The organism is Zhongshania aliphaticivorans (genome assembly GCF_001586255.1).
In the GTDB taxonomy this organism is placed as follows: Bacteria; Pseudomonadota; Gammaproteobacteria; order Pseudomonadales; family Spongiibacteraceae; genus Spongiibacter; species Spongiibacter aliphaticivorans.
This window is the reverse complement of the sequence record NZ_CP014544.1, coordinates 3,752,552-3,778,293: the sequence shown is the minus strand read 5'-3', so window position 1 is coordinate 3,778,293 and position 25,742 is coordinate 3,752,552. Positions and strand designations below refer to the sequence as shown.

The following is a 25,742-nucleotide window of genomic DNA, read 5'->3' as shown; positions in this document are numbered from 1 at the left end:
CATTACGCGGTACTAGCGTCTTCCGTCTTCCGTCCAGCATTCAGCGATGAATATCGCGGTAGCCGGTGCAGGCCTCCTCGGTCGCCTCCTCGCGTGGAAGCTCTTGCAACAAGGCCACCGCGTGAGTTTATTTGATCGTGGTAGTCGCGCTGGCGAGTTAAGTGCTGCGCGGGTGGCGGCGTCGATGTTGGCGCCTTATAGCGAAGTGGCCAGTGCCGAGCGTCAGGTGTTTGACTGGGGTTTGATGGCGCTGCGCTGGTGGCCGGAGCAGATTGCATTATTAGAACAGCAAACTGGGCAAAGCATTAGTTACGGCATGGATGGCAGTGTGGTGGTGGCTCACGATTTGGATAAATCCAGCGTGCGACATTTTGAGCAGCAGTTGCAGGCTAAAGTGCCCGATCATCGCGACAGAGTCGAGCGTATTGACCGAGCGCGCTTGCGGGATTTAGAGCCTGAATTGGCCGGACGTTATAGCTCGGGGCTGTTTCTTGCCGACGAAGGTTATCTTGATAACGGGGCCTTGTTGGCGGCATTGGAGACTGCGATTACTAAGCTGGGGGGCAAGTGGTTTGAGTATAGCGAGGTCGTCAGTCTTGCCCCCAAGCGTATTATTTTGAGCAATGAAACCTTGGCGTTTGATTGGGTGGTGGACAGCCGTGGTCTTGGTGCTAAAGCTCAGTTGCCAGGCTTGCGCGGTGTGCGCGGCGAAGTGTTGTGGGTACACGCGCCGGAAGTGAATTTACAGCGGCCGGTGCGGCTGATGCACCCGCGTTATAAATTGTATATTTCGCCGCGCCCAAACAATCGCTATGTGATTGGCGCGACGGAAATTGAAAGTGAAGCTATGCAGCCCGTTACCGTGCGCTCGACCCTAGAATTAATGTCTGCGCTTTACAGTGTGCACAGCGGTTTTGCCGAGGCGAACTTGCTTCACGCCTTTGCCCACTGCCGCCCGGCGATGCCCGATAATTTGCCAGTGCTGAACTGCGAGGCGGGCTTGTTAACGGTGAATGGCTTATACCGCCACGGCTACTTGCTTAGCCCCCAGTTAGCGGAGAATGCTTTGGCGATGCTGGCGGAACAAACCGAGACTAGCGTTGCGGTATAAGTGAAAAATTGGTGGATAGAGTGCCCAAATGATTTCAATTAGTGTGAATAACAAACGCTGTGAATGCGATGCGAATTTAGCGCTAGCTGAGCTGCTTCCGCTATGGGGTTTTGAGTGCGAGAAAATTGCGATAGCGATAAATGGCGACTTTGTTCCGCGATCACAGTATGGGGATTTACGTTTAAACTCAGGTGATCAAGTGGACGTGTTGGCGCCAGTGCAAGGCGGCTGAATGACGGGAGAAGCGTGACGGGAGATGGGAGACGCAAAGGAAACAGAATAGTGCGGGTTTTAATTTTTTAGCCTCTCCCGTCTCCCATCGAGCGTAAAGCAGGAATTAGCAATGAAGCAAAATCAAGATAACTGGACCCTCTACGGCCAAAGCTTCCACAGCCGCCTCTTAATTGGCAGCGCGCTGTATCCTTCGCCAGCAGTAATGCGCGAAGCGATTACTGCCTCGGGTTCGGAGATTATTACCGTGTCGCTGCGCAGGCAGTCGCCGAGCGAAGCCGGTGGCGAGGGTTTTTGGCAGCAGTTAAAAAGTTTGAATAAAACCTTATTGCCGAATACGGCAGGCTGCCACAGTGTGAAAGAAGCGGTGACCTTGGCGCAGATGTCGCGGGAGTTGTTTGAAACCGATTGGTTAAAATTGGAAGTGGTGGGCGATGATTATAATTTACAGCCCGACCCACTGGGCACGGTGGAGGCCGCCGAGCAGTTAATAAAACTCGGCTTTAAGGTGTTTCCCTATTGCACCGATGATTTGGTCGTTTGCCAACGGCTGCGTGATGCCGGTTGTCAGGTTTTGATGCCCTGGGGTTCGCCAATTGGCACTGGGCGGGGTTTGATGAATCCCTATAATTTACAAACCATTCGCGAGCGGATACCTGAGCTGCCGCTGATTGTCGACGCCGGTATTGGTAAACCCTCCCACGCGGTGCAGGCCTTGGAATTGGGCTACGACGGTATTCTGCTGAATACCGCCATTGCCCAGGCGGGGAATCCGGTATTGATGGCGCGGGCCTTTCGCGACGCCGTTGCGGCGGGCCGTCAAGCTACCTTGGCGGGGGCGATGCCGGAGCGACAAACCGCTTCGCCATCCACCCCAACCCTGGGTATGCCCTTCTGGCATCAGCAATAATACCGTAGCGATAAGGCAGTGATTACTGCAAATACAGCGCTTTGAGCTTGTTAATCTCGGTGGCATCTACGGCCAGCGCTTGGTCTAGATAGTTTTCCACCGAGCCGTATTTCTGTTCAATATGTGCAAAGGCGATGTTGATAAACGGTGTGCCGTCGGCAGTGATGAGTGGCATCGGGCCTTTGCTTTCTTTTTTATTGTAATGCAGCATCATTTTAGCGAAGGCATTGGTTTTGGCGGCGGCTTCTAAATCGACATCGCCCCGCTCTACGGCTGGCCGGCGGTATTGGGTAGACAGCAAATAGTCCTGAACAATCGTCTCTCGTGGCACACCCAGCGCGCTTAGCAAGAGGGCAGAGGCAAAGCCAGTGCGGTCTTGTCCTGCCGAACAATTCACCACCAATGGCGTGTTGTTGTTTAGCAATTCTTGGAAATACATTTTCATTTGCGGTTGGTATAGCTCAGCAATATTGCCGTAAAAGCCTTCAATGCCTATCGGCTTACCTGCTTCCTTTTGCGAATTGAGGTTCATGGTGGTCATGCTATAGGAATGGTTAATATAGCGAATTGACGGGTTGTGACTCACCCAGCGGTTGGGGTAAAGCGCTAGCTCTTCTTGCGAACGCAGATCAACCACGGTTTTAAAATGGCGTTTGTTTAAGGTTTTTTCGTCGGCGGACGTAAGGCTGCTCATGGTGCCAGAGCGAAATAATACGCCGCTGCGCACGGTTTTATTGTCGGCGGTGGTATAGCCGCCGAGGTCTCTAAAATTGGAACCGCCTTCGAGGGCGAGTAAGCGCGAGGAATCGTCTATTTTAGTTTGTGGCGCCGTTTGGATTTCGGCCTGTAAATATGGCGCTGTGCTGAATGTGAGTAGTGCGCTAATGGCGAGAGCAATACCGCGAGATTGGATTTTCATGGGTTGAACTCCTGAATTAATTAATGGCTTGGAAAATCAATTTTACGGTGGTGCGGTTCTGCACCACCGTTTGAACCGCACTTAAAAATGCAGGCGCACACCGAGCAAATAACGGCGGCCATAGCTTTCTGACTGATTGATGGTGCCGTTGCTGGCGTAGCGCACATCGGTTTCATTGCTTACGTTATTGGCGTTGGCGTAGACCGACATGGTGGCGCCGTCAAAGTCGAAGGGCAGTTCATAGCTCAGCGATAAATCTACCCGCTGTTGCTCGCCCCATTTTTCATTTGGGTCTTCGATGGGTGAAATCCACTCGTCACGATACTGGTAGTTGATTCGGGTCGATAGCCCGTAGTCCTCGTAAAATACCGAGAAATTGTAGAGGAGGTCCGAGGTGCCCGGCAGGTCGTGGCGGTCGCCATTTAGGGCTTGGAACTCGCTGTTGAGCACGGTTAGGTTGGCGCTAATACCAAAGCCGTGAGCGGCGTTGAACAGGTCGCTGGCGTGGCCGACAAAGTTCAATTCCACACCGTGCATTTTGCCATTGTCGCCATTTACCGAACCTTTGTATGTCCAGCTTTCGCCTGCCGCGCTAGGCAGGTAAACGCCGCCATCAATGGTACTCGTGTCGGCGTAAATCACGTTGTCGACAGTGCGATAAAAGGCGCCAGCAGAGAGGATGCTGGCCGGTGCAAAATACCACTCTAAGGAGGTGTCGATGCCAGTGGCTTCTTCGGCCTCGAGGGTTGGGTTGCCACCGGTGACTTCTTTGTTGATTAGATCCACTTTAGCGGCGGCGCGCCATTCATCGTAGGTGGGGCGGTTTAAGCCGGTTGTGGCCGAGACGCGCAGCTTGAGGTCTTCTTGCAAATTAATATTGAAGTGAACACTGGGTAGCACATTAATGAAGTCGTCGCTGACCGAGATGGGGTCGCCATTAACACTGCCTTTACTGCGGTAGTCGGTTTGCTCAATGCGGGCGCCGACCACAACATTACCCCAGTCGAGTTCAGTGGTGGTCATCACATAGGCGGCGAGTATTTCCTCATTAATGGCAATCTGGCCGTCTTCGCTAGGGGTGACTGGGCCGAGCCCGCCGGTGCTGGCCCAAGCGCCGCGCAGGCCGATATTATTGTAATAGGTGGCGCCAATAGTGTTAGTGGTATTACTGTCCCAGGGATTGCCGGTATTGTAATCGTCGATGTTTACCGAGGCTGGGAAGGATTTAATAGCGGGGGTAGCAACAAAGCCATCGGCATCGCGGGTATCGCGCTGCACGCCAGTTCTTAGCACCATGTTCTTACCAAGCCAGCTCAGTTCGCGCTCGGCGTCGGCTTTTATTTTTAAGCCATTAATTTCGAGCAATTGGCCGTAGTGAATGCCAATGGTGCTGGCGTAGTTAATTGTGGCAAGGTCGCGGTCGAGATAGAGTTTTGGATCTTCGATATCGCTCAAGTCATAGCTTGCCACCGCGCTACCACCAACACTGCGGGGAATCGGCAGGTTCATTTTAAATTCGGTGTCGGTGCCATTTACCCGCGTTTCAAGCAGCCATTCGCCCAATTGGAAATCTGCGCCAAGGGTATTCGACTCGGTTGAGTTTTCGTATTGGCCGTATTCCAGCAAGCGCTGTACGCTCACGTCTTGATTGCTGCCGCTGACGCCGGTTGCGGGGGTGTTAAACGCAAATACAAATTGATTGCGCTGCTCCTTGTCGATGAACTCGCTGTAGAGCGTGGAAATAAACAGGCGTTGCACGGTGTCGTCGCCGCGATATTCTAAGGTGCCGCCGTAGGCCGAATCTTCGCGGGTCACTTTATAACTGCGAAAATCGAGCTCATTCACAATCAGCTCACCGGTGGTGGCATCGCGTTCTAAATCGTATTCGCGGTTGTCGGTAATTTGTTCGCGGCTGTTCTCTGAGACAAAGGCGACAAAACCAAATTTTTCATTCGACCACGAGGTGCGCAAGCCGTATTTCTCAATATCACCGCCGCCGAGCTTTTGTTCACCCAAGCCGACATCGGCGGCGAAAGACCAGCCCTCATTCGCAAAGGGGCTAAAGGTTTTAATATTAATAAAACCCGCCACCGCCTCTCCTGGCATACTAGGCAGAATGGCTTTATTCACCTCTACGGTGCGGGTAATAACTGAAGGGATGCTATCGAAGCGCGGAATGCGGCCATTTTCAGCACCGGGCACATCAATGCCGTCAAAGGCGATGCTGGTATAGCGAAAGGGTGCGCCGCGTAAATTAATGTAGCGGGCTTGGCCTTGGTCGCGCTCTATTGCCAAGCCGGGTAGGCGGCCAAGGGAGTCGGCGAGGTTTTGGTCGGGGAAGCGACCGATGGTATCGGCAGAGATAATCTCTACATAATTGTCGGCAAATTTCTTAGCGTCAAAAGCCGCTTGCTGGCTGTCGCGGATAGGCGCAGCGGTGACGGTAATCATCTCAAGTTTGTTTTGCGCCAAACCGAGGCTGGGCATGCCTGCCGCTAGTCCTGTCATGAGGTAATACGATAGGCGTTTGCTGCCGAGGGAATTCATTGGCTACTCCTGTTGATGATGTAATTACGGTGTTGGTGAACGGCGCGTCAAAATGGCCACGAAAATATGTCAGGGGGATTGTCGTGGCTGCGTGTGTCGGCTTTGTGACAAAGACATCTACAGGGGTTTAGAGATATCTCTAAACGCGCCTGCTCCCTCGCAGCCCGCTATTTACGGGCACTTTGCGTGGGAATTATTTAGTTGCTTGGCGTTGCTATACGCGTTGATGTGCTCTTGGGGGCATGAATGCTTATGGCTGTAGCGGGCAGTGCTAAACGGTATTGCGAACGTGCGGTTTGCGGGTCGCGCGCAGATTCAAATAAAAAAGGCGAGGCCAGTTCTTCGCCGAATAATTGGCAGAGTTCATCTTTAATTTTGCTGCGATTCTGATCCAAGGTTTTGGCGCGCAGGCCTTTTTCACTTAAATCTTTAATGGCTTTGGCGTGCCCACCGTAGCGCTGCATTAGGGCAATTATTTCTTGATTGGCACTGCGATCGGGGCGATTGGAAGGGGGGTTGGTAAACCAGCCATCGACTGGGTTTTGGCGTCGGCGGTAGGCATACCAGAGATAGTACATAAATGGCGTAGACGACATCTTAAGCGCATAGCCATGAACGATGACGGTGCTGGTGGCGGGGCAGAGGCTAAGCTCTGCTGGGGATTCGGCGATGGCGATGGCATCGGCGATGTCCTTGGGGCGCTGCCGTAGTGCAAATTCCAACCACGCCAGCGCGCTGGGAGAGGAGTGTTTAAAGCCGCCGGTGTTTAAATGCGCAAGGTAGTGGCTGGGGTAGGGATAATTGCTGCGTAAAAACAGTGTTAAGGCCTGCTCCTGGCTCGGCGAGTAGTCGTCGGCTTTGCTGCTGAGCTGTTCGGCTTGGCGCCGATTTACACCTTGTTCGGTCAGGGCGCGAAGCAGCTGCTTTCTGCGCGGCGACAGTGGCGGGGCGACAGCGGTCCACATCAGCAAGCCCAGTAGGCTCAGGAATAATTGGCTGGCAATCAGTTTTGGCCACTGCCACTGGCAGGCGAGGCCCAGCTTCAACTCTTGAATATGGTCGTTAATTGGCCAGTGCAGGCTAATTATTCGCGCTGTATTGGCAGAGTTGGCGTATGTTTTGTTATGAATGCGCAGCACTTGGGCTTGGCATTGCTGTACCGCGCTAAATGCGCTGTTAACGTGAAGTTGAGCAAAATCGTGATTGAGGCGTTTGACTAAATAGTCGTTAAGGCTGTCGTGAAAAGACTCGTTAATACCCGCTTCAATAATCTTATTTGGCAGGGTTTCTCGCAGTTGCTGTGCCAGTGAGCGGCTGAGGTAATTAAGGCTAAGCCAGTGATTAAAGGCGATAAGGAAGATACTAGCAGCAGCCACGACCGCTAACTTGATAAGCCATTTCGGCTTAGATAGCCCCAGTGATTTCATGGGCAGTCCGCGGTTTGGGCGCTTAGTTGCTGCAGGGGGGCGAGCAAGGGCGCGTAAACCTGAAGGCCGCGGATGATTTCGCATTCTAATGCGCGATGGTGGCTGTGGTGGAGTTGGTTTTTGATAAACCACGCCCCCGACGGCACCTCGGGATTAATAAGTAAGCTGTAATACGTGCTTAAATTTAAGTTGTCTGCCTGCGAAATAGCCGTGCTGATCATGTCGACTTCGCGATTTTTAAACGCGGCGTAAAGGGCGCTGGGGTCGGTATAAAACTTTTTTTGGTCGGCGTTAAGATTAATACCCGCCTGCTTTAAGGCCGCCATGGGTTGCAGGAAATGGGTTTGGCTTTGGCTGTCGCGGGAGAAGCCGATCACCTTGCCTTGAAGGTAGTCGCTGTTTAGCTGAGGTGTGCTGTCTTGGCTAATCCAGTACAGAGCGTAGTTAGGTGTTTGCTGTAAAACACGGTAGTAATTGCTGAACTCCGGCACCAAGCCCGCCACGATATGGTGGCGATTCCAAAAGATATCGAACTCTTCGTCCAGAATATGTTGCGGGCTTAGGTAGGCCCGCGGTCGCCAGCGTATCTCAACGCCAGAATAGGATTTGGCTAACAGTGTGCTGGCGCATAAATAGTCGGCAAAGTCGGTGGCATAATTGTAAAACAAGGTGAGAATTTTAAATGTTGGTTTTGTGCTCGCGCCCTGGGTGCTGCACTGGTAGCTGCGGTAGTCGCTCAAACTAAGCGCTTGTAGGGGGCGGCTTGCCATCCACACACTAAGGGCGATGGGCAAGCTTAGAGCAAGACCCATGACGGCGCGGTACGTAGTGTGATTAGCGCTAAAAAAACGAAACGGTAGCATAGGCTCACGAATTGCTAGAGTCATAGAGGTCGGTGGGATACCTTTTGCTAGCGAGCAACGGTGTGTTTGCAATAGTCTTGATGTAGACAATAAGACACTCTGTTGACAAGTTGATGACAGTAGTGGTTTTCATCTCATCAATGTGAGGTATAGCTGCAACGACGCGCTTGCACCTAGACTAAGCGACTACACAGCAATAATAAGATAGGACGCGACTATGCATCTTGGCTTCAGTTCGATGAACACAGTAAATGATCCGGATCCGGCGGAGTTGGCTAAAACACTGGAAGACGCCGGCTTTGAGTCGTTGTGGTATGGCGAACACAGTCATATTCCGCGCTGCCGAAGCACCGCTTATCCGGCGGGGGGTGAACTGCCCGAGCCTTATAAAGAAATGATGGATCCCTATATTTCGTTGATGGCGGCGGCCGCTGCGACGACAAGGTTAAAGCTGGGTACCGGCATTGCTCTATTGATGGAGCGAGAGCTATTTTCTCAGGCGAAGACCATCGCGACCTTAGACCGTTTGTCCGGCGGGCGGGTGCTGATCGGCAGCGGCGTGGGCTGGAATCAAGAGGAATTTGAAAATGTAAGTCAGCAACCATGGCAACGTCGCTACGGGGTATTAAAGGAAACCGTGGCGGCGACACGGGCCCTGTTTGCCGATGAGGCGCCGGAATTTCACGGTGAGTTTATCGATTTTGACCCGGTGTGGTTTGAGCCCAAGCCGCTGCGCAGTCCACCAATGATTTTTGGTGCAATGGGGCCGTTGGGTATGCGCCACACGGCGGAGTGGGCCGACGGTTGGATGCCTGTGGATGTAGCGCTGCCCGATGTGAAGGCCGCCATTAAGGCGTTTCACGATTTGCTCGCTGAATTTGGTCGCAAGCCGAATGAGGTGGAGGTTACTTTGGTGGTTATGTCCGAGGTGACCCCAGATTTACTTAAATACTATCGCGATTGCGGCGTAGACCGCTGTAATATCGGCGTGGGCATGCAAAATTGGAATAAACCAGAAATTGTGATGCCAATGATTGAGCGCTTCTCTAAGATCATTGCTCAGTTGTGAGGCTTGCTGCTAGTCTTTGAGGTCTAATGCGGAAAATAGTGTCTACTTCATGGAGATATTATGAGTAATCAGCAGCATGACTCAGAGGCTTCGCAGTCTTCAGATTGCCCACGCCATATAGACCCCATTCAAAAGATTAGTGCTCGCAGCGCGGAAATTGGCGGCGGTATAACGGTCAATCGCGTTCTCCCCTCAAGACAGCGGCGCATGATCGGCGCTTGGTGTTTCCTTGATCATGCTGGCCCAGCGGTTTTCCGGGATGGCACGGGCATGAAGGTGGGCCCCCATCCCCATATCGGTTTGCAAACCTTTACCTGGATGGTGGCGGGGGAGGTCTTGCACCGCGATAGTCTTGGTAACGTGGCAGAGGTTCGTCCCGGTGAGGTCAATTTGATGACAGCGGGGCGCGGCATTAGTCACACCGAGGAGTCTTTGGCCGGTAGCGAGCAATTGCACGCCGCGCAACTCTGGATTGCGCTGCCCTATCAAGATCGAGAGTGCGAACCCGCTTTCGATCACTACCCCGAGCTGCCAGTCTGGCGGCAAGGAGATAGTCAGCTTATCTTGCTAGCCGGGCGCTATGCTGGCGAGCAGTCGCCTGCAAAAATTTACTCGCCGCTACTGGCGGTGGATATTGTCAGTGCCTCGGGCGACGAGCTTTATTTGCCTTTGGACACGCGTTTTGAGTACGGCATATTGGTGCTGCAAGGCGACATTGTGGTCTGCGGTCAGCGCTTTGTAGAGAATGATTTGGCGTATTTTAGTCCTGGTGCTAATGAGCTGCAGGTAACGCTAAGCCCCAATAGCCAAATTATCTTTTTAGGCGGTGAGCCTTTTGCGGGTGATATTACGCTGTGGTGGAATTTTGTTGGTCACAGTCGCGTCGAAATTACTCAGGCCCAGCGGGATTGGGAGGCAGGGAGTTCTCGTTTCGGCAGTATTTCCGGGTTTGACGGCGCGCCGCTCATTGCACCGCCGCTCCCGTGGCGGGAATAGTGATTAGCCGATAAAACACTTAGGACGCCAGCTTTTATCGTGTAAAAATAACGCCGTCATCAACTTGCGGCGGGGCTTTGTTATGCGACAAACCCGCACCTCGTAATTTATTCTGGAGATTTCAATGCCCCATGAAAGCAGCCTGCTCCAGGCAATGGTGGTTCTATTGTTGGCTGCCGTACTCGTAGTGCCACTGGCCAAACGTCTGCAATTGGGTGCGGTATTGGGTTATTTAATAGCCGGTGTCGCTATTGGCCCGGCGGCTCTGGAGCTGATCCACAATCCTGAAAATATCGCCCATTTTTCTGAATTTGGGGTGGTGTTGCTGCTGTTTATTATTGGCTTGGAATTGTCGCCAAAGCGCTTGTGGCTTATGCGTCGCGCGGTGTTTGGGGTGGGGTTTGCGCAGGTTGCGCTCAGTGGTCTTTTAATCGGCGCCGTAGCGTATTTTAGTTTTGATCAGCCAATTCGCACGGCAATTGTTTTAGGGCTGGGCTTGGCTTTGTCATCGACCGCGTTTGGCTTGCAGATTCTGGCTGAGCGTAAACAGCTGGGCAGTCCCCATGGGCGCTTGGCGTTTGCTATTTTATTATTTCAAGATATTGCCGCGATTCCACTCATTGCGCTGGTGCCATTGCTTAGTGGCAATAGCGGCGCAGACGGTGCCGAAACCGGTACATCGGTTGTGCGGATACTGCTGTGTATCGCGGCAGTGGTCGTCGGTGGTCGCTATTTGCTGCGACCGGTGTTTCGTATGGTGGCCAGAACGGGGCTACAGGATGTCTCGACCGCGACGGCATTGTTGGTGGTGATTGGCACTGCTTGGTTAATGGACTTGGCCGGGGTGTCGATGGCCCTAGGGGCGTTCCTCGCGGGATTGCTGCTCGCGGACTCGGAGTATCGCCATGAGTTGGAATCGCAGATCGAGCCTTTTAAGGGACTGTTACTCGGTTTGTTTTTTATCAGCGTGGGGATGACCGCCGATGTTCACCTATTGTTGCAAGAACCCCTAACGGTACTCGGCTTAAGCGCGCTGTTAATGATTATCAAACTGCCAGTACTGGCTTTGCTTGGTAAAACATTAGGGGGCTTAGACCGCAGTAGCGCCTTGAAATTGGGCATTGTGTTGGCGGCGGGGGGTGAGTTCGCCTTTGTTATTTTTCAAATTGCTCGCCAGCAGCAGTTATTCAGCGCCGAGTTGCACAGTATGCTGATTTTGGCCATTACGGTGTCGATGGCATTAACGCCATTTTTGATTATTCTCATTGCCAAGGTGTTACAACCCAAGGCCCAGCCGCAAAGCGTGCCGCCGGAATACGAAGAAATTGAGAGTGACCAGCCGAGGGTGGTTATTGTTGGTATGGGCCGCATGGGGCAAATTGTGGCGCGAATTCTGCGCGCCCAACGGGTGCCTTTTGTCGCATTGGACTTGTCGGTAGACACGATCGAACTGTCGCGCAGTATTGATAGTATGCCGGTGTTTTACGGCGACCCACTGCGCCCGGAAATATTGCGGGCGGTCGACGCCGACAAGGCCGAGTATTTTGTGCTGGCGGCGGATGACCCCGAAACCAATATTAAAATTACGGAATTGGTCAGTCGTTTATACCCCCATATTAAGTTTATTGCGCGGGCTAGAAGTCGGTTTCACGTTCACCGCTTACTGGAGCTGGGTGCGACGCCAATTCGGGAAACATTTCACTCAAGCTTGGAGATGAGTCGTATAGCTCTGATGGGGCTAGGTTTGAGTGAGGCGCGTGCGCAGGCCAGAATCAGCCGTTTTCAACAGCATGATGAAGCGTTGCTGGCCCAGCAGCACCAGGTTTTTAACGACCGTGAAGCACTGCTGCAAAGTGCCCGCGACGCTCATGATGAGTTGCAGGCGCTGTTCGATGCCGACGTAATTGAGGAGCGTGGGCTGTGATCGAAGATCCATTTTTTTACTTATGCGCCGTCCCCGCTATTTTAATTTTTGGTATGGCCAAAGGCGGGTTTGGCGGTGGTATCGCCGTGGTGTCGGTGCCGTTAATGAGCTTGGCAATATCGCCAGTTCAGGCGGCCGCAATTTTACTGCCGATATTATTGCTTATGGATGCGGTGGCGCTGTGGAGTTTTCGTGGGCAGTGGAGTAAGCCCAATTTAAAAATTATTTTGCCCGGTGCAATGATTGGCATTGTCATTGGCAGTATTGGCTTTCGCTATTTATCCGAGGACATGATTCGCATTTTAATTGGCTTTATTGCGGTCGCCTTTTGTTTGAATTATTGGTTTAAGCCCACTTCAGCAGTTCGACGTGAACCAAACAAAATTCGCGGTGGTTTTTGGGGCGCGGTCGCGGGATTTACCAGCTTTGGTATTCACGCCGGAGGGCCGCCAATTAATATTTATTTGCTGCCACAACGCTTAGAAAAATCGCTGCTGATGGGAACCATGGCGATATTTTTTGCCGTGGTCAATGTCGTGAAGTTAATACCCTATAGTCTGCAGGGTAGTTTTGATCGTACTAATTTACTTACGGCGGCAATATTAATGCCGATTGCACCGCTTGGGGTGCGGCTCGGCTTTTATCTGTTGCACAAGGTCAGTGAAGCCACAATTTATCGGATCTGTTATTTCTTTTTGTTTGTGGTTGGCGTCAAGCTTTTATTTGATGGTGGCCTTGGCGTACTTGCTTGATGTTATTCAGTAGCTCTGCGCGGGGCCGGGGTTAGACTTAGCCTCGCGGCGGAATGGCATAGGTTCCGACGGCGTGAGCGACGGCTCGGTCGTCACCCTCGGAATAGAGGGAAACTTCGCCAATAATCAGTAAACGACCAGTTTTAATCAATTTGCAAACCCCGATAATATCTTTGCCTGCTGCGGGTTTGCGTAAAAAGTTGATATTGAGATTCGTGGTGACCGCCAGTGGCACAATGCCAATTTCGCCGAGTATTGCCGCGTAAAGTCCGAGGTCTGCGGTGGTCATCAGTACTGGGCCGGACACTGTGCCACCGGGTCGCAGCGCGCTGATGTCGACTTTGTGGCGAACAACCGCAGATTGAGGGCCAATCTCATCGACCGTGCATGGACTTGCGGGAAATTCTTTGGCTAGGAAAATGGCGATTTCTTTTTGAGTTGCCACTGTTGGCTCCATATAAAGTGCATCATTGTATGCCGACCATGTTAGCGCCTAGCGTGGCGTTGCTAATCTATGTCCGGTGCTACTTATTTGCGGTGTAGTTCTTTTTCAAGTGCGGAGACCACGCCGCGAAATTCCTGCCAATTTTGTTCATTGAGCGCGGCAAGGTCGCGATGGGCATTTAAAATCATTTCCGCTGTTTCGCGGTCTGTACCAATATTTTCAGGTAATTCGCTTTCTTGAATCGCCAACTGTGGCTTTTGTTTGAGAATGATAAATATGTCACTGAAGCCGGCGGTGTCTAATGTGCGAGTAATGTCGGGATTGGTGCTGAAAATTGCAGTTTTGTGCTGAAAATTGGCTTCAATATAGTTGTTGATTTTGGCGAGTAGACCAAGCCCTGTACTGTCTATGCTAGTGGCGTCAGTGAGATCGATAAGCACATTTTTTATTTTTCCGCGCGAGAATACATTATCTAATAATGTACTTAATGGGCCGCATTGGGTGTAGCGTACCTCATTGCCGAAATGCAGTACCAGGGTGTTGTCAGTCTCCGCATAGCGAATCATGTGCTGTTACCGTTTCAGTAATAAGAATGTAATGTCGTCAGGTAAGTCGCTGCTCTCAATAGAAATGCCTAGCGTTTGAATAAGATCATCGAGATTTAGCGCTTCGCTGTCAATCATTGCGAGTAGCGCGGCTTCTTTTTCTAATAAGCTCGGCTGTGGCATGATTTCAAAAATACCATCTGAGATCAGCAACAACGCAAAGCGTTCATGCAGTACGCATTCGTGGTTTGGGTAGTTTGCTTGGCTAAATAGCCCAGCGGGTGGGCTTTTATAGCCCTCGTAACGTGCGCTACCTTGTTCAAATAGGATGGCATGGGGAAAATGACCAGCGCTGCTATAGGTCAGTTTATTCTCTGTTAAGTCAATGACGCCATAAAACATAGCGACGTGCTTGTGCAGGCCGCCTTCGAGAAAGAGATTGTTTAGTCTGCTTAAGGTTTGCTGGGGGTCGAGCAACAGATGGTCACCTTGCTGCCAGCAGTCGTTTAAAAAGCGGCCCATGGTATTTTTTAAGATGACGGTCACCAAGGCAGATGGAATACCATGGCCCGCGACATCGGCTAAGTAAAATCCAATGTGATTGCCGTCGATTCGGAAATAATCGACAAAGTCGCCGCTCAAGGTTGATGAAGATAATAAGCGGTAAAAGAATTGCAGCTGATCGAATTGCGCGCCATTCTCCGGGAGCATTTGAAATTGCAACTCCCGACCGGCTTGCTCATCCGCACTCATATGCTCGAGGGCTTGCTGTAGTTTTACATTGGCAGCCTCAAGGTTGCGTTGGTATGCGCAATTTTCCTGTATGAGCTTAGCTCGCTCGAGGCAGCGTTGCATTGCGCGCTCAAGCATTTCAATATCGATGATAGGTTTGGTCACATAATCCCAGGCGCCAAGTTTGAGCGATTGAATAACGTCGCTCATCTCGCCCTGTCCAGACAGCATCACCACAGGTAGGTTTGGGAATTCTTTTGCCATGATTGCCAGCACCTGCAATCCATTCATATTGGGCATTTGTAAATCGCAGAGCATAAGATCTGGTGGGTTTAGGCGGCAGTGTTCAATAGCCGAGATCCCATCTGCCGCCTGAAATACCCTATAGCCGCTGACCTCTAGCCACGCCGCCATTGATTCGCGCACAGCGAGATCATCGTCAACGATGAGTAATGTGGTTTGCGGATCCTGCGGCATGCTATTGGCCATGAGGCGCCCCTAGGCATTTGTGGCGATGAACTGAGTATGGTGGAGTACGCATTAAAAATCCAAAACCAGCGGTAGCTCGAGAATATGCGATTACGGTGTTGCCTTCTTTCTGTGGCGGCTATACTGCATGTTAGTTGACAAAAAATATTGAGAAATTATGGCCAGTCGTAAAAAACCAATTGTGTGGAGTATCGCGGGTTCCGATTCTGGTGGTGGTGCAGGCATTCAGGCTGATTTAGCGACATTTCATGACTTTGGTGTGCACGGCTGTACGGTTATTACGGCCATTACTGCGCAGAATAGTTTTGCTGTTGGTCATGTTTCTGTCACACCGCGGCGGACCTTGGCAGCGCAAATTAACGCGCTAGACAGTGATTTGCAGGCTGACGTCATCAAGCTCGGTATGCTCGCTGACGAAGGTGTGGTCGGCATGGTGGCGAAGTACCTGGATAGCTACCGCGGTTTTGTTGTTTGCGATCCGGTGCTGAGCTCAAGTACCGGTGGCGACTTAACGGATGGAAACCTTAGTGCCTGTTTAATCGAAAAGCTCCTGCCGCGCTGCGATTTGCTGACGCCCAATTTAAGCGAAGCGGAGTCGATATTAAATCGTCGGATCAAAGGCTTAGATGATGTTGAGCGCGCGGCGGCCGATATTGTCGCGCTCGGCGCCCGTGCGGTGCTGATTAAGGGCGGTCATCTTACTGCCCGCAATAACCAGCGCCATGATTATTGGACCGACGGTATCGACGGGTTTTGGCTCAGTGGTGCCAATGTGGATACCTTAAATACCCATGGTACCGGTTGTACCTTGTCGTCAGCCATTGCCGCAAGCTTAGCGCGTGGCTATGCCTTGCCAGATGCATTAGTGATTGCTAAAGCCTATGTTAGTCAGGGTTTGCGGATGGGGGTGCAGCTAGGAGGCGGGCCGGGTCCTGTTGCCCATGTTGGGTGGCCTCAGCAATTAATTGATTTTCCGAGTCTGAGTCGACGCCTCCCGCAAAGCGGGCCTCGGCCGGTATTTCCTTCATGCGAGGGGGAGCTTGGTTTATACCCCGTAGTCGATAGCGCCGATTGGATTAAACGTTTATTGGCCTGTGGGGTAAAAACTATCCAGTTAAGGGTTAAAGGCCTCCAGGGCGAGGCGCTTCGCAAGGAAGTGGCGCGCGCGGTGGCACTTGGCCGGGAATATAGCGCCAGAGTATTTATCAATGATTTTTGGCAGCTGGCCATTGCGGAGGGAGCCTACGGGGTTCACTTGGGGCAAGAGGATCTGGATATTGCCGATATTGAGGCAATTGCCAGCGCTGGCTTACGATTGGGTGTGAGTACCCACACTTATTATGAGGTAGCGAGGGCGCATGGTTTGCAGCCCAGTTATATTGCAATTGGGCCGGTGTACCGGACCACGAGCAAAGACATGCCCTACAGTCCCCAAGGCTTGATGCAGTTACGGCGTTGGGTGGGGGTTTTGGGGGATAATTACACACTGACTGCGATTGGCGGAATCGACATAAAGCGGGCCAAGGAAGTCTTGCTTACCGGGGTAAAAAGCATCGCAATGATCAGTGCTATTACGCAAGCTGAAAACCCTGAGGCCGTTGTCGCGGAGCTTATGGCGATGATCGACGGCGCTCCGTCGCAATGAAATTTGTACTTGCAGGTGCGCTGCTGTTTTTTGCTGCCCTCGCCTGGTCTGAGCCGGCGAATATCGTGGTGCGAGGTTTGTTTGATAAAGCGGCCTTATTCGAAATCGATGGTCGTCGGCAATTGCTGCGCAATGGCCAGCGAGACTCCTCGGGTGTGCACTTGATCTCGGCGACCCCAATGCAGGCTGTGGTCGAGATAGGGGGGCAGCGGCAGGTGCTCGGTTTGAATAAGCAGGTGGGGGCGATTTATGAGCAAACGCCGATTACCACCGTGGTACTGCGTAAAAATAGCCGCAATGAATACCGGATGAAGATCAGTATCAATGGCCGTGGGGTTGATGCGCTTATAGATACTGGCGCGACAATTTTGGCAATGAGTTCTCAAGAGGCGCTGCGGCTGGGGGTTGCCTATAAGCAGGGCGTGCCGACCGTCGTTGCTACCGCGAGCGGAATGAGCGATGGCTACGCCGTAACACTGAATAAAGTGCAGCTGGGTGAGATTGCCGTTCCCCATGTCAATGCGGTCGTTATCGAAGGTCACTACCCCCACGTAGTACTGCTAGGAATGAGCTTTTTAGAGCATGTAAACCTGCAGGAATACAATAATATTCTGACTCTGACCCCTCGTCATCACTGAATACGCCAACAATGGTCGCCTCGGGAGCATCCTGCTGGTAAAATGCGCGACCGGTTTTGCTCGTGGAGATACCCGTGGCGGTTAGTTTTATAGAATCCTCTAAGCTTCCCACCCCCTGGGGCGTGTTTGATATACATGGCTTTGAGGACACAGAAAACAGTAAGGAACATGTCGTGCTTACGCTTGGTGATGTAGGCGACGGTGAACCTGTGCTGGCGCGGGTGCACTCCGAGTGTTTAACAGGTGATGCCCTATTTAGTATGCGTTGTGACTGCGGCTCGCAGCTGCGTGCAGCGCTTGAGGCTATTGCCACTGAAGGGCGTGGCGCATTGTTTTATTTGCGCCAAGAAGGTCGCGGTATTGGTTTGGTGAATAAAATTCGCGCATACAAATTGCAAGATGCCGGTGCAGATACTGTTGAGGCGAACGAGCAGCTTGGTTTTGGTGCCGATATGCGCGATTACAGTTTATTGGCCGTTATGTGTGAACACCTGAAAATCACTAAAGTTCGCCTGATGACTAACAATCCGCGTAAGGTCAAAGCCCTTACCGATCAGGGTGTTGACGTGGTTGAGCGGCTTCCTCTGCAAACCGGCCAGAACCCCCATAATGCCAAATACCTCGCGACTAAGTCGGGTAAGCTGGGGCATTTGTTTTAAAATTTGCGCTAATGCTGGAAGCGGGTTCAGCGTAGCTGATACCTGTTTTAATACTCCACTCCGCGGGTATTGCTGCCGTCGTCGAGCATAAATCTGACTGGTGTATCTGGGTAGGGTAATGCGAAGACATGGCCTGCTCCGCTGTAAATACGTTTGCCCGCCAACTGCTGGCAGGCTTCGCCAAGTTTATTGCATTGCTTGCCATCAAATAGCATCACATTGCTGTTGCCGGGATTGTTCACGGTAAGTGATTTTTGATCCCGGTGAGCCAGCAGGCGGGCATCGGGTTTGGGGGGGCGTAAAATCAGCAAAAGCTCATAGGCAATAGCAATGCTGACGGCGGTGCCGGCTGGCTTGCTATTGCCGCTTGATTCACTTCTGGGTGTTACCCGCATTCGATAAATACCGTCTTTTACCGTCGCCGTTTTTAAAAAAGAAATTCTTACTTTTCGGCTTTGCCCTTGCGCTAAAGTGAATTGTCGTGGGGTGGCAAGCACGCCTAATTCACGGGGGTTTTCTGGACTGTGGCGCTGCTCGCTGTCTAGGCCGGGGTCAATGATGGCGAAAAGTGAAATATCAACGGTTTCAGTATTTTTCCCGGTATTGCTCACATTGATGTCGGCGCGGCGGGCACCAGCGCTTAGATCAATAATATTGCGGTCTACCGTAATTTGCGCTTGCCCAGAGTTTGCTAGGCCGATGAATAGAAAAATAAAAAGAATATGCTTCACGCCATGTCCTTATGTGAAGTGCCTCCGTCCATCCGCGAGGAGTAAATTGGACGATGCCTTTAATTTAAAATAATAAGTTAAATATCTTGAAGGCTAAAATTGCAAAGCTCAACAAATAATTACACACATGATTGACAATGCCCCCTAGTCAAATAATAATCGTCGCGCTTGTTTAGAAAAGGATTTCGACTTCTAAAGAAGAGGGGGCTGCGTCAGGGTAAAGCGTGGCCAATGAAGGAGGGCATTTACATTACTCAATCAGGTGACAGAGCGTGTGCTCTGGCACTGTACTCACTATGGGGATTGCGGAAATGGTAAATGTCTCAAGCTTGTCTAGTAAATTAGCATTTGTTTTCTTGTGTGGTATTTCTAGCGCTGCGTTCGCAGCGTCCGACGGTAGCAAAGGCGCAGATTCAACGGGTAGCGCTGAAGTCTCTACCAATGTTCCTGGTAAAATTCAGATTACTAATCTTTCCGATATTGACCTTGGTACTTGGAGCACAGGTAACCAGAGTGGTAGCGCAAGTGGTATCTGTGTGTGGTCTACACTGCGCCAATACAGCCTGACAGCAACCGGAAGCCTCGCGGGCAATGCCTTTGGCGTGAGCAATGGTGAGGCAACTGAGACGACAATTCCGTTCTCTGTGGAATGGACTAATGGCTCAGATGCGGCGATTCCTATTGTGGCGGGTCAAAAGGTGAGCAATCTGAGTGCGGTGTCAAAAAGCGCGAATTGTAATGGCGCCAACGACGAGACCTCGACGTTGGCGGTCAGTATTCTTGAGGCTGATTTAGAGGCGGCAATCGCCGATAACTACACCGGCACCGTTACTTTATTTGTGGTTGCGGAGTAAGCGCAAATCACAGGATTGGCGGCGCATGGCAAATTTGCCGCGCGCCGCTGACTTCTACGCAAACTCGGAATTTCTCGTCTAATATCTTGGTAAGAGTTTCGATGTGTGAGGTTGTTTGCGCACCATGCCGATATTTACTTGTAAGCGGTGTTTCGTTTTTTACCTGGCGCTCTATTGCGCGCTGGGCACCGCTGTGGCAGCGGAAAGCAGCGCCCAATCTACAGTAAGTATTGTGGTTCCGCAGTTAGTCCGTATTAGTCAAATGGATGATATGCCATTAGGTTATTGGTCTGGCAAGGATGATTTGGATGGTGAGCAAGACATTTGCGTGTGGTCCAGTAGTCGCGTTTATTCGTTAACGGCGCTATCTACCAATCCTGTGGCAGGCGATTTTACGCTGCTTGGCCCAAATGACGTGCATATTGTTTACTCTGTGCAATGGACTGACGCGGATTCGAATCAGCGTAGTCTGGTGCATGGGCAATTGGTGTCGGGTTTGGCGGCGGCAGCGGCATCATCCAGTTGCAGTGACGCCAATGCGCAAGCGCGCCCCACCAAGCTGGCGGTGCATGTCGACAGCAAGGCATTACAAAAAGGGGTGGTTGGCCGCTACGCAGACACCCTGGTGCTGGTGGTGGCTGCGGAGTAGGGGGTATTTAGTCGGTGTGGCAGGGGTTATGTTGCTAGCGACGCCGACTCTCGCTGCCCGTGAATTGAGTTATGTTGACGTCTATTTTGGGCAAACGCTGGTGGCGTCGTCCCTCGCCGAGTTTGACGAAGACAGTATTCTGTTTAGCTTTCCTGGAGAGTTTGTCCAGGGTTTGCCCTCTGTGTACCAGCCTGAATTGGTGTCTCGTTATTTTGCTGCTCCTATTGCGTATCAGGATGCAGAACACTGTTCGTCGTTGACGGTAAAAAGCTGTTTCAGTGACGATGAGGTGGTTAAATTACGTTTTGACCGCCTTAATTTTCGTGCACAAATCTATTTAAACCCCGCCGCGCTCGTTATTCAAAAAATCGCGACTGAGCCCTATTTACCGCCTGCGGATCACAGCCTGTCTTATCTTGCGGCGGTGGATTTGCTCTATAACCAAAGCCAATTACAGGCCGCTGATGCCCGAGAGAACTGGCATTTTAGTAGTGAGCAGGTGCTGAGTGCGGGCAATCGGCGGTTGCTCTGGAATGGTGGTTTGTTTTCGTCAGGTAGTGGTATCTATACCCGAGAATTAAATTTTATCAATGACTTAGGCGGGGAGCGTTTGCGCGCGGGGCGCTTTGATATTAGCGGCGATTTTCTTATGCAGGGGGCGCTTATCACCGGCTTGAGTGTAAACAGTACTAGCGACCTGCGGCTGGACCTCAAGCAGCTCGGCGGCTCCTCCCTTGAGGTGTATTTGCCCGCCGACTGTCGAGTTGATGTGTTGCGTAATGGCCGCCTACTTAGCTCCCAGCAATACGAAGCAGGCAGTCGCGAGCTTGATGTTGAGCGTTTGCCCGAGGGCGCTTATATGCTTCGGATTCGCGCCTATGCTCATGGAGAGGTGATTTTAGACGAGGAGCGATTCTTTGTTAAATCAAACCAATTACCGGCGCCGGGTGAAAGTTATTACGGTTTTGATTTTGGTGTTGCCTCGGCGCCAGAGGATTTTTCTTTGCGCGAAAACGGAGAGGTCATGCGCTTTAGTTTTGGCCACCGCTGGCGCGACGACCGGTATGTGGCGGTGCAGAGTTACGCTACCCTAAACTGGCAGGCCTTGCAGGGCAGTTATCAATGGTTCTCTGCGGTAGGCGACGGCGCACTGGCCGTGCACGCGGGTGACGACGGTTATGTTGCCTATGCCTTAACGTGGCAGTGGTCCTCGGTGCGCTTCGGAAATATTGGTGTGGAATGGTATCGCTCCCAAGCTGATCGAGAATACAGCGAAGAGTATTTTCGGCGAGATGCGAATTCGGGGCAGCACTTGAATTTACGTTATGGGTTTAGTGGCCAAAACTGGCATGGGCGTAGCCAGATCCTATATAGGGACTCGTCTGCGGGCCGAGGCCTGTCCTTGGGTGCGAGTGTGAGTGCCTATCCATTTCCGCGTTATCGAGATTTAGTCCTTGGTGTGGCGCTGGGGCATGATCGCGATCTCGGTTTTCGTGGTGAATTGTCACTCCGATATTATTTGCGTGGCGACAAACACAGTGCGTGGTTTGCTGCAGAACAAGACCTCGGGCGGGCAAGCGGCAGTAGTCAGCATATTGGTATTGTCGGTAGCCGAGTCGATCGGGATAACAGCCGTTTACGCTATGAGCTTGACGCTGAGCAGGGGCGGGGGCGGGAAAATGTGGGGGCGAGTTTGGATTACTACGGCAGCGTGGTGGATGGCGCAGTAGCGATCTCCCAAGAGCGCGGCGAGGTTAGCGCAAGTCAGGCGAATCTCGCTTTGCGGAGCAATATTTCACTTGGCGAGGGTGGTGCCCAAGTATTTGCTGGCGGCGGTCGCCGTGCCGGTATTGTGGTAGAGCTTAGTGGCCGAGGTGATTATCCCATTGAGGTCGCGATTAATGATCGCCGTATTATCGTGCCAATCGGGACTCGGTATTTTGTTCCCCTGCAGTATTACCGCCGCTACAACATACAGCTGCGCGTGCTGGGCGGCGCGCCGGTAGAATTTAGTGATCCGGCGCGCGAAATTGTTCTGTATCCCGGCAATGTCCCTATTTTGCGCTGGGAGGCTAAAGGGCTCTTGGCGGTGTTTGGCCGGGTAATGATCGCGGATGTACCCAACGGCGCTGAAATTGAGCTGCGCAGTAGTCGAGGGCGAGACCGCACGACTAATGGTGGCTATTTTACGCTTGATGCCAACGAGGGTGAGGAAATAAGCGTGTTGAACGGCAATATTAGCCTTTGCACCATCAGGCTCGGCACCATCATGGCAGAGGATGTGGTGGATTTGGGTGATGTCGATTGTGCGCTAGGGCAGTGACTTCAGTTGTGTTGGCTGGCCACCATAATAATTATTCCGCCGCGCCGCCGCTATTGCCCTGAAACATCGCTATTTGCGCTGTCCGCTGACGAATGCTGGCAAGTATTCCCGGGGTATCTAGGCCGATATCGCTGAGTAGTTGAGCGTGTTTGCCGTGATCGATAAACGCGTCGGGTAGGCCCAGTTGCATCACCGGCATCCAGCGATTTTGCTGATTTAGGTATTCGCTTACCGCGCTGCCGGCGCCACCGGCAATGACATTTTCCTCTAGGGTGACGAGAAGGTCGTGGTCGTCAGCTAAGGCGTCAATTAAGTCAGTGTCGAGGGGTTTTACAAAACGCATATCGGCAACGGTGGCATCGAGCTCATCTGCGGCGTTTAGCGCCGAAGCGAGTAGGGTGCCGAAGCTGAGAATGGCGATTTTTTGGCCTTGGCGCTGAATGCGACCTTTACCAATTTCCATCAGCTGCATGTCTTGTTCAATGCTTACGCCCGGCCCCGTGCCGCGTGGGTAGCGCACCGCTGCTGGTCCGGGGTAATGGTAGGCAGTGTGTAACATTTGCCGAGTTTCGTTTTCGTCGGCAGGTGCCATGACGATCATGTTTGGAATGCAGCGCAAAAAGCTGAGGTCGAAGGCGCCCGCATGAGTAGGGCCGTCTTCACCAACGAGTCCCGCGCGGTCAATGCCAAAGGTCACGTCGAGGTTTTGCAGGGCAATATCGTGAATTAGCTGGTCGTAGGCACGCTGCAAAAACGTGGAGTAAATCGCGACAACGGGCTTTAAGCCGTCACAGGCCATGCCTGCGGCCAAGGTTAGGGCGTGTTGCTCGGCAATGGCAACGTCGTAAAAGCGGTCGGCAAAGCGCTCTGAAAAATCGAGCATTCCTGAGCCTTCGCACATGGCCGGGGTTATGGCGACGAGCTCCGGGCTTTGTTCGGCTTGGTCGCAAAGCCAACGACCAAAAATATCCTGATATTTCGCTAGAGTGGGTTTCACAATCGGTGCTTGGCCGTTGCTGGGTTTTGGCTCGATTTTAGAGATGGCGTGAAAACCGACAGGATCTTCTTCGGCAGGGCCGAAGCCCTTGCCCTTTTGGGTGCGGATATGGAGCATTTGCGGGCCGGGTAGCTCGCGCAAATTGCGCAGAGTAGGCACCAATACATCGAGATCGTGACCATCAATAGGCCCGATATAGTTGAATCCCAGCTCTTCAAACAAGGTGGCTGGCGATACCATGCCCTTCATATATTCTTCGAGTCGGGCGGCGAGATCCGTTGCCGAGCGCGGGAACTTCTTTAGCACCGTTTTGCCGCCAGAGCGTATCTGGTTGTAGGTTTTAGAAGCCCACATTCTAGAAAAATAGGTGTTTAGCCCGCCGGTGCTTTTTGAGATCGACATTTGATTGTCGTTGAGTATCACCAGCATATTGGCGCCGGTGTGGGTGGCGTGAGTGATGGCTTCAAAGGCCATGCCGGCGGTCATCGCGCCGTCGCCAATGACTGCAACGGTGTGGCGGTCGATATTTTGTTGGCGGGCGGCAATGGCCATGCCCAGTGCGGCGCTAATACTGGTGCTGGAGTGGCCCACGCCAAAGGTGTCGTAGGGGCTTTCTTCGCGCTTTGGGAAACCTGCCAAGCCCTTGGCCTTGCGCATACCGTTCATTCGCTCACGGCGACCGGTGAGTATTTTGTGGGGGTAGCACTGGTGGCCAACATCCCAAACTAGGCGATCGTCCGGCGTGTTGTAAATATAGTGCAGGGCAACGGTCAGCTCGACCACTCCGAGTCCAGCGCCAAAATGGCCGCCGGTTTGCCCTACGGTGTAGAGCAGGAATTCCCGCAGCTGGAGGGCCAGTGTTGCTAGCTCAGCTTCGTCGAGACGGCGCAGGTCTGCCGGGCTGTCGATGCGATCGAGCAGTGGCGTGGCAGGTCTTGTAAGGGGAATTTCCTGAAACATTAAGCGCGGGGCCCTGAACCGATGAAAGGTCGAGATTGTAAACGAATTTGCGGCGATTTACCTATTTAAAGCGGCCTGCGTATCAGTGCTGGCGCGCAATGATGTAGTGGGAAAGATCCCGCAGTGGTGCGGCGCGCTCGTCGAATCCCGTCAAGGCTTGTAGCGCTTCGGCATGGAGGTCTTGCGCTAGCTGCTTAGCGCCGTCTATACCTAGCAAGGCTGGAAATGTAGGTTTGTTTAGCGCTTGGTCGGCGCCTTGCGTTTTACCTAAGGTCTCGGTATTACTCTCGATGTCGATAATGTCGTCTTGCACCTGAAAGGACAGGCCGATGGCTTTACCGTAGCGGTCTAGCGCAGTGAGTTGCTGCTGGTCAGCCTCGCACCAGGTGGCGCTCATCGCAATGGCGACGCGGATTAAGGCGCCGGTTTTTAATTGGTGCATGGTTTGTAGCGCGTCGAGATCCAGCTGCTGATTCACGGCAGCGAGGTCAATCGCTTGACCGCCAACCATGCCCCTGGGGCCCGCCGCGGCACTTAATTGCTGAATTAAGGCGAGCTTGGCCTCGGTATTTGTACCGGGCAGGGTGGCAATAACTTCAAAGGCGCGGGCTTGCAGTGCGTCGCCAACCAATATTGCGGTGGCTTCGTCATAGGCAATATGGCAAGTGGGTTTGCCTCGGCGTAAGTCGTCATCGTCCATGGCGGGAAGATCGTCGTGAACAAGGGAGTAGGCGTGGATCATTTCTATTGCGCTGGCAATCTCGTTCAATCCGGCGCGGCTGTCGTGGCCGAGGGCCTGGGCTGTGGCGTATACCAGACTTGCCCGCACTCGTTTGCCGCCGTTCAGTACGCTGTAAATACTGGCCTCACCCAGCCTTTGTAGGCTGCTGCTGGCATCTGCGTCTGCATATTCGCTGCCGATATTAGCAAGTAGGCTGGGCAGTGCTTGCTGGACACGTTGTTGGCAGTGCGCGAGGAAATTGGCGAAATCTGGGGTCATTAATCAATCTTCCGCAACGAGGGTTTTACTAACGATTTCTCCGTCTTTGTTCATTAGCAGCTGTACTTTCTGCTCGGCGTCGGCCAAGGCTTGCTGGCAGTCTCGACTTAATTGCATGCCATCTTCAAAGGCTTTTAATGAATGTTCGAGACTGAGATCCCCTGATTCCATGCTTTGCACGAGCTTTTCCAGCTCAGCAAGGGCGGTTTCAAAATTCACTGTTTTTGCCTTGGCCATGCCATGCTCCCTAAGTATTGCGATGATTGCGTATTGAGCTCGGCTATTCTAGCAGTGTCGGGGAGATGAGGGTAATTGCGAACTTACTA

The 25,742-nt window shown here is 52.4% G+C and carries 24 protein-coding genes; 13 read left to right on the top strand and 11 right to left on the bottom strand.

All coding sequences use genetic code 11. The features are described 5' to 3' along the window. Positions 1-46: 46 nt before the first annotated feature. The 3 genes from thiO to AZF00_RS16795 all read left to right on the top strand — a co-directional run bounded on the left by thiO (position 47) and on the right by AZF00_RS16795 (position 2,252). Complete coding sequence (gene thiO / locus AZF00_RS16805) at positions 47-1,111, top strand: glycine oxidase ThiO (protein WP_062384352.1); 1,065 nt, start codon at positions 47-49, stop codon at positions 1,109-1,111. Between the two features lie 28 nt (positions 1,112-1,139). Next, positions 1,140-1,343: a sulfur carrier protein ThiS gene (gene thiS, locus AZF00_RS16800; protein ID WP_062384349.1), complete on the top strand. Its 204-nt coding sequence runs from the start codon at positions 1,140-1,142 to the stop codon at positions 1,341-1,343. Positions 1,344-1,454: 111 nt separating this feature from the next. Continuing rightward, entirely contained in the window at positions 1,455-2,252 is a 798-nt protein-coding gene (locus AZF00_RS16795; protein WP_062384348.1) for a thiazole synthase, read from the top strand. Positions 2,253-2,274: 22 nt separating this feature from the next. Here AZF00_RS16795 and AZF00_RS16790 read toward each other — a convergent pair whose 3' ends face one another. The 4 genes from AZF00_RS16790 to AZF00_RS16775 form a co-directional block, all read right to left on the bottom strand. After that, positions 2,275-3,171, bottom strand: a complete 897-nt coding sequence (locus AZF00_RS16790) for a tyrosine-protein phosphatase (protein WP_062384345.1) — start codon at positions 3,169-3,171, stop codon at positions 2,275-2,277. A gap of 81 nt (positions 3,172-3,252) precedes the next feature. Further along, complete coding sequence (locus AZF00_RS16785) at positions 3,253-5,718, bottom strand: TonB-dependent receptor (RefSeq protein WP_062384342.1); 2,466 nt, start codon at positions 5,716-5,718, stop codon at positions 3,253-3,255. Between the two features lie 197 nt (positions 5,719-5,915). After that, a complete protein-coding gene (locus tag AZF00_RS16780; protein WP_062384340.1) occupies positions 5,916-7,145 on the bottom strand; it encodes a hypothetical protein in 1,230 nt (409 codons plus the stop codon). After that, on the bottom strand, positions 7,142-8,032 hold the full coding sequence (locus AZF00_RS16775; RefSeq protein WP_156474873.1) for a substrate-binding domain-containing protein: 891 nt from the start codon (positions 8,030-8,032) through the stop codon (positions 7,142-7,144). The genes AZF00_RS16780 and AZF00_RS16775 overlap by 4 nt, the downstream gene beginning before the upstream one ends. A 214-nt stretch (positions 8,033-8,246) precedes the next feature. Here AZF00_RS16775 and AZF00_RS16770 point away from each other — a divergent pair, with 214 nt between their 5' ends. The 4 genes from AZF00_RS16770 (at position 8,247) to AZF00_RS16755 (ending at position 12,749) form a co-directional block, all read left to right on the top strand. Further along, complete coding sequence (locus AZF00_RS16770) at positions 8,247-9,077, top strand: LLM class F420-dependent oxidoreductase (protein WP_231856170.1); 831 nt, start codon at positions 8,247-8,249, stop codon at positions 9,075-9,077. 60 nt (positions 9,078-9,137) lie between these two features. After that, positions 9,138-10,073, top strand: a complete 936-nt coding sequence (locus AZF00_RS16765) for a pirin family protein (RefSeq protein WP_062384331.1) — start codon at positions 9,138-9,140, stop codon at positions 10,071-10,073. Positions 10,074-10,197: 124 nt separating this feature from the next. Then, positions 10,198-11,997, top strand: coding sequence for a monovalent cation:proton antiporter-2 (CPA2) family protein (locus tag AZF00_RS16760; RefSeq protein WP_008252385.1), 1,800 nt, complete (start codon positions 10,198-10,200; stop codon positions 11,995-11,997). After that, complete coding sequence (locus AZF00_RS16755) at positions 11,994-12,749, top strand: sulfite exporter TauE/SafE family protein (RefSeq protein WP_062384328.1); 756 nt, start codon at positions 11,994-11,996, stop codon at positions 12,747-12,749. The genes AZF00_RS16760 and AZF00_RS16755 overlap by 4 nt, the downstream gene beginning before the upstream one ends. A gap of 37 nt (positions 12,750-12,786) precedes the next feature. Here AZF00_RS16755 and AZF00_RS16750 read toward each other — a convergent pair whose 3' ends face one another. The 3 genes from AZF00_RS16750 to AZF00_RS16740 form a co-directional block, all read right to left on the bottom strand. Then, positions 12,787-13,194 (bottom strand): PaaI family thioesterase, encoded by a 408-nt coding sequence (locus tag AZF00_RS16750; protein ID WP_040804316.1) that lies wholly within the window; start codon positions 13,192-13,194, stop codon positions 12,787-12,789. Positions 13,195-13,277: 83 nt separating this feature from the next. Beyond that, positions 13,278-13,760, bottom strand: coding sequence for an STAS domain-containing protein (locus tag AZF00_RS16745; protein ID WP_008252379.1), 483 nt, complete (start codon positions 13,758-13,760; stop codon positions 13,278-13,280). A gap of 6 nt (positions 13,761-13,766) precedes the next feature. Next, a complete protein-coding gene (locus AZF00_RS16740) occupies positions 13,767-14,960 on the bottom strand; it encodes a SpoIIE family protein phosphatase (protein WP_008252375.1) in 1,194 nt (397 codons plus the stop codon). A gap of 157 nt (positions 14,961-15,117) precedes the next feature. Between AZF00_RS16740 and thiE the strand changes: the two genes are divergently transcribed. From thiE to ribA, 3 genes are all read left to right on the top strand, one after another. Then, positions 15,118-16,605 (top strand): thiamine phosphate synthase, encoded by a 1,488-nt coding sequence (gene thiE / locus AZF00_RS16735; protein WP_008252373.1) that lies wholly within the window; start codon positions 15,118-15,120, stop codon positions 16,603-16,605. Further along, entirely contained in the window at positions 16,602-17,243 is a 642-nt protein-coding gene (locus tag AZF00_RS16730; protein ID WP_008252371.1) for a retropepsin-like aspartic protease family protein, read from the top strand. The genes thiE and AZF00_RS16730 overlap by 4 nt, the downstream gene beginning before the upstream one ends. A gap of 74 nt (positions 17,244-17,317) precedes the next feature. Beyond that, entirely contained in the window at positions 17,318-17,902 is a 585-nt protein-coding gene (gene ribA, locus AZF00_RS16725; protein ID WP_008252369.1) for a GTP cyclohydrolase II, read from the top strand. Between the two features lie 47 nt (positions 17,903-17,949). Here ribA and AZF00_RS16720 read toward each other — a convergent pair whose 3' ends face one another. After that, positions 17,950-18,633: a fimbrial biogenesis chaperone gene (locus AZF00_RS16720; protein ID WP_062384325.1), complete on the bottom strand. Its 684-nt coding sequence runs from the start codon at positions 18,631-18,633 to the stop codon at positions 17,950-17,952. Positions 18,634-18,944: 311 nt separating this feature from the next. On the opposite strand from AZF00_RS16720, the gene AZF00_RS16715 reads away from it, so the two are divergent. The 3 genes from AZF00_RS16715 (at position 18,945) to AZF00_RS16705 (ending at position 22,459) form a co-directional block, all read left to right on the top strand. Then, on the top strand, positions 18,945-19,487 hold the full coding sequence (locus AZF00_RS16715; protein ID WP_008252364.1) for a hypothetical protein: 543 nt from the start codon (positions 18,945-18,947) through the stop codon (positions 19,485-19,487). Positions 19,488-19,680: 193 nt separating this feature from the next. Next, positions 19,681-20,136, top strand: a complete 456-nt coding sequence (locus AZF00_RS19500; protein ID WP_197465678.1) for a hypothetical protein — start codon at positions 19,681-19,683, stop codon at positions 20,134-20,136. A 28-nt stretch (positions 20,137-20,164) separates the two neighbouring features. Further along, entirely contained in the window at positions 20,165-22,459 is a 2,295-nt protein-coding gene (locus AZF00_RS16705) for a TcfC E-set like domain-containing protein (RefSeq protein WP_008252361.1), read from the top strand. A 31-nt stretch (positions 22,460-22,490) separates the two neighbouring features. Here AZF00_RS16705 and dxs read toward each other — a convergent pair whose 3' ends face one another. From dxs to AZF00_RS16690, 3 genes are all read right to left on the bottom strand, one after another. Continuing rightward, entirely contained in the window at positions 22,491-24,416 is a 1,926-nt protein-coding gene (gene dxs / locus AZF00_RS16700; protein WP_008252360.1) for a 1-deoxy-D-xylulose-5-phosphate synthase, read from the bottom strand. Positions 24,417-24,498: 82 nt separating this feature from the next. After that, positions 24,499-25,416: a polyprenyl synthetase family protein gene (locus AZF00_RS16695; RefSeq protein WP_008252359.1), complete on the bottom strand. Its 918-nt coding sequence runs from the start codon at positions 25,414-25,416 to the stop codon at positions 24,499-24,501. A 3-nt stretch (positions 25,417-25,419) separates the two neighbouring features. Next, entirely contained in the window at positions 25,420-25,653 is a 234-nt protein-coding gene (locus AZF00_RS16690) for an exodeoxyribonuclease VII small subunit (protein ID WP_008252358.1), read from the bottom strand. Positions 25,654-25,742: the final 89 nt, after the last annotated feature.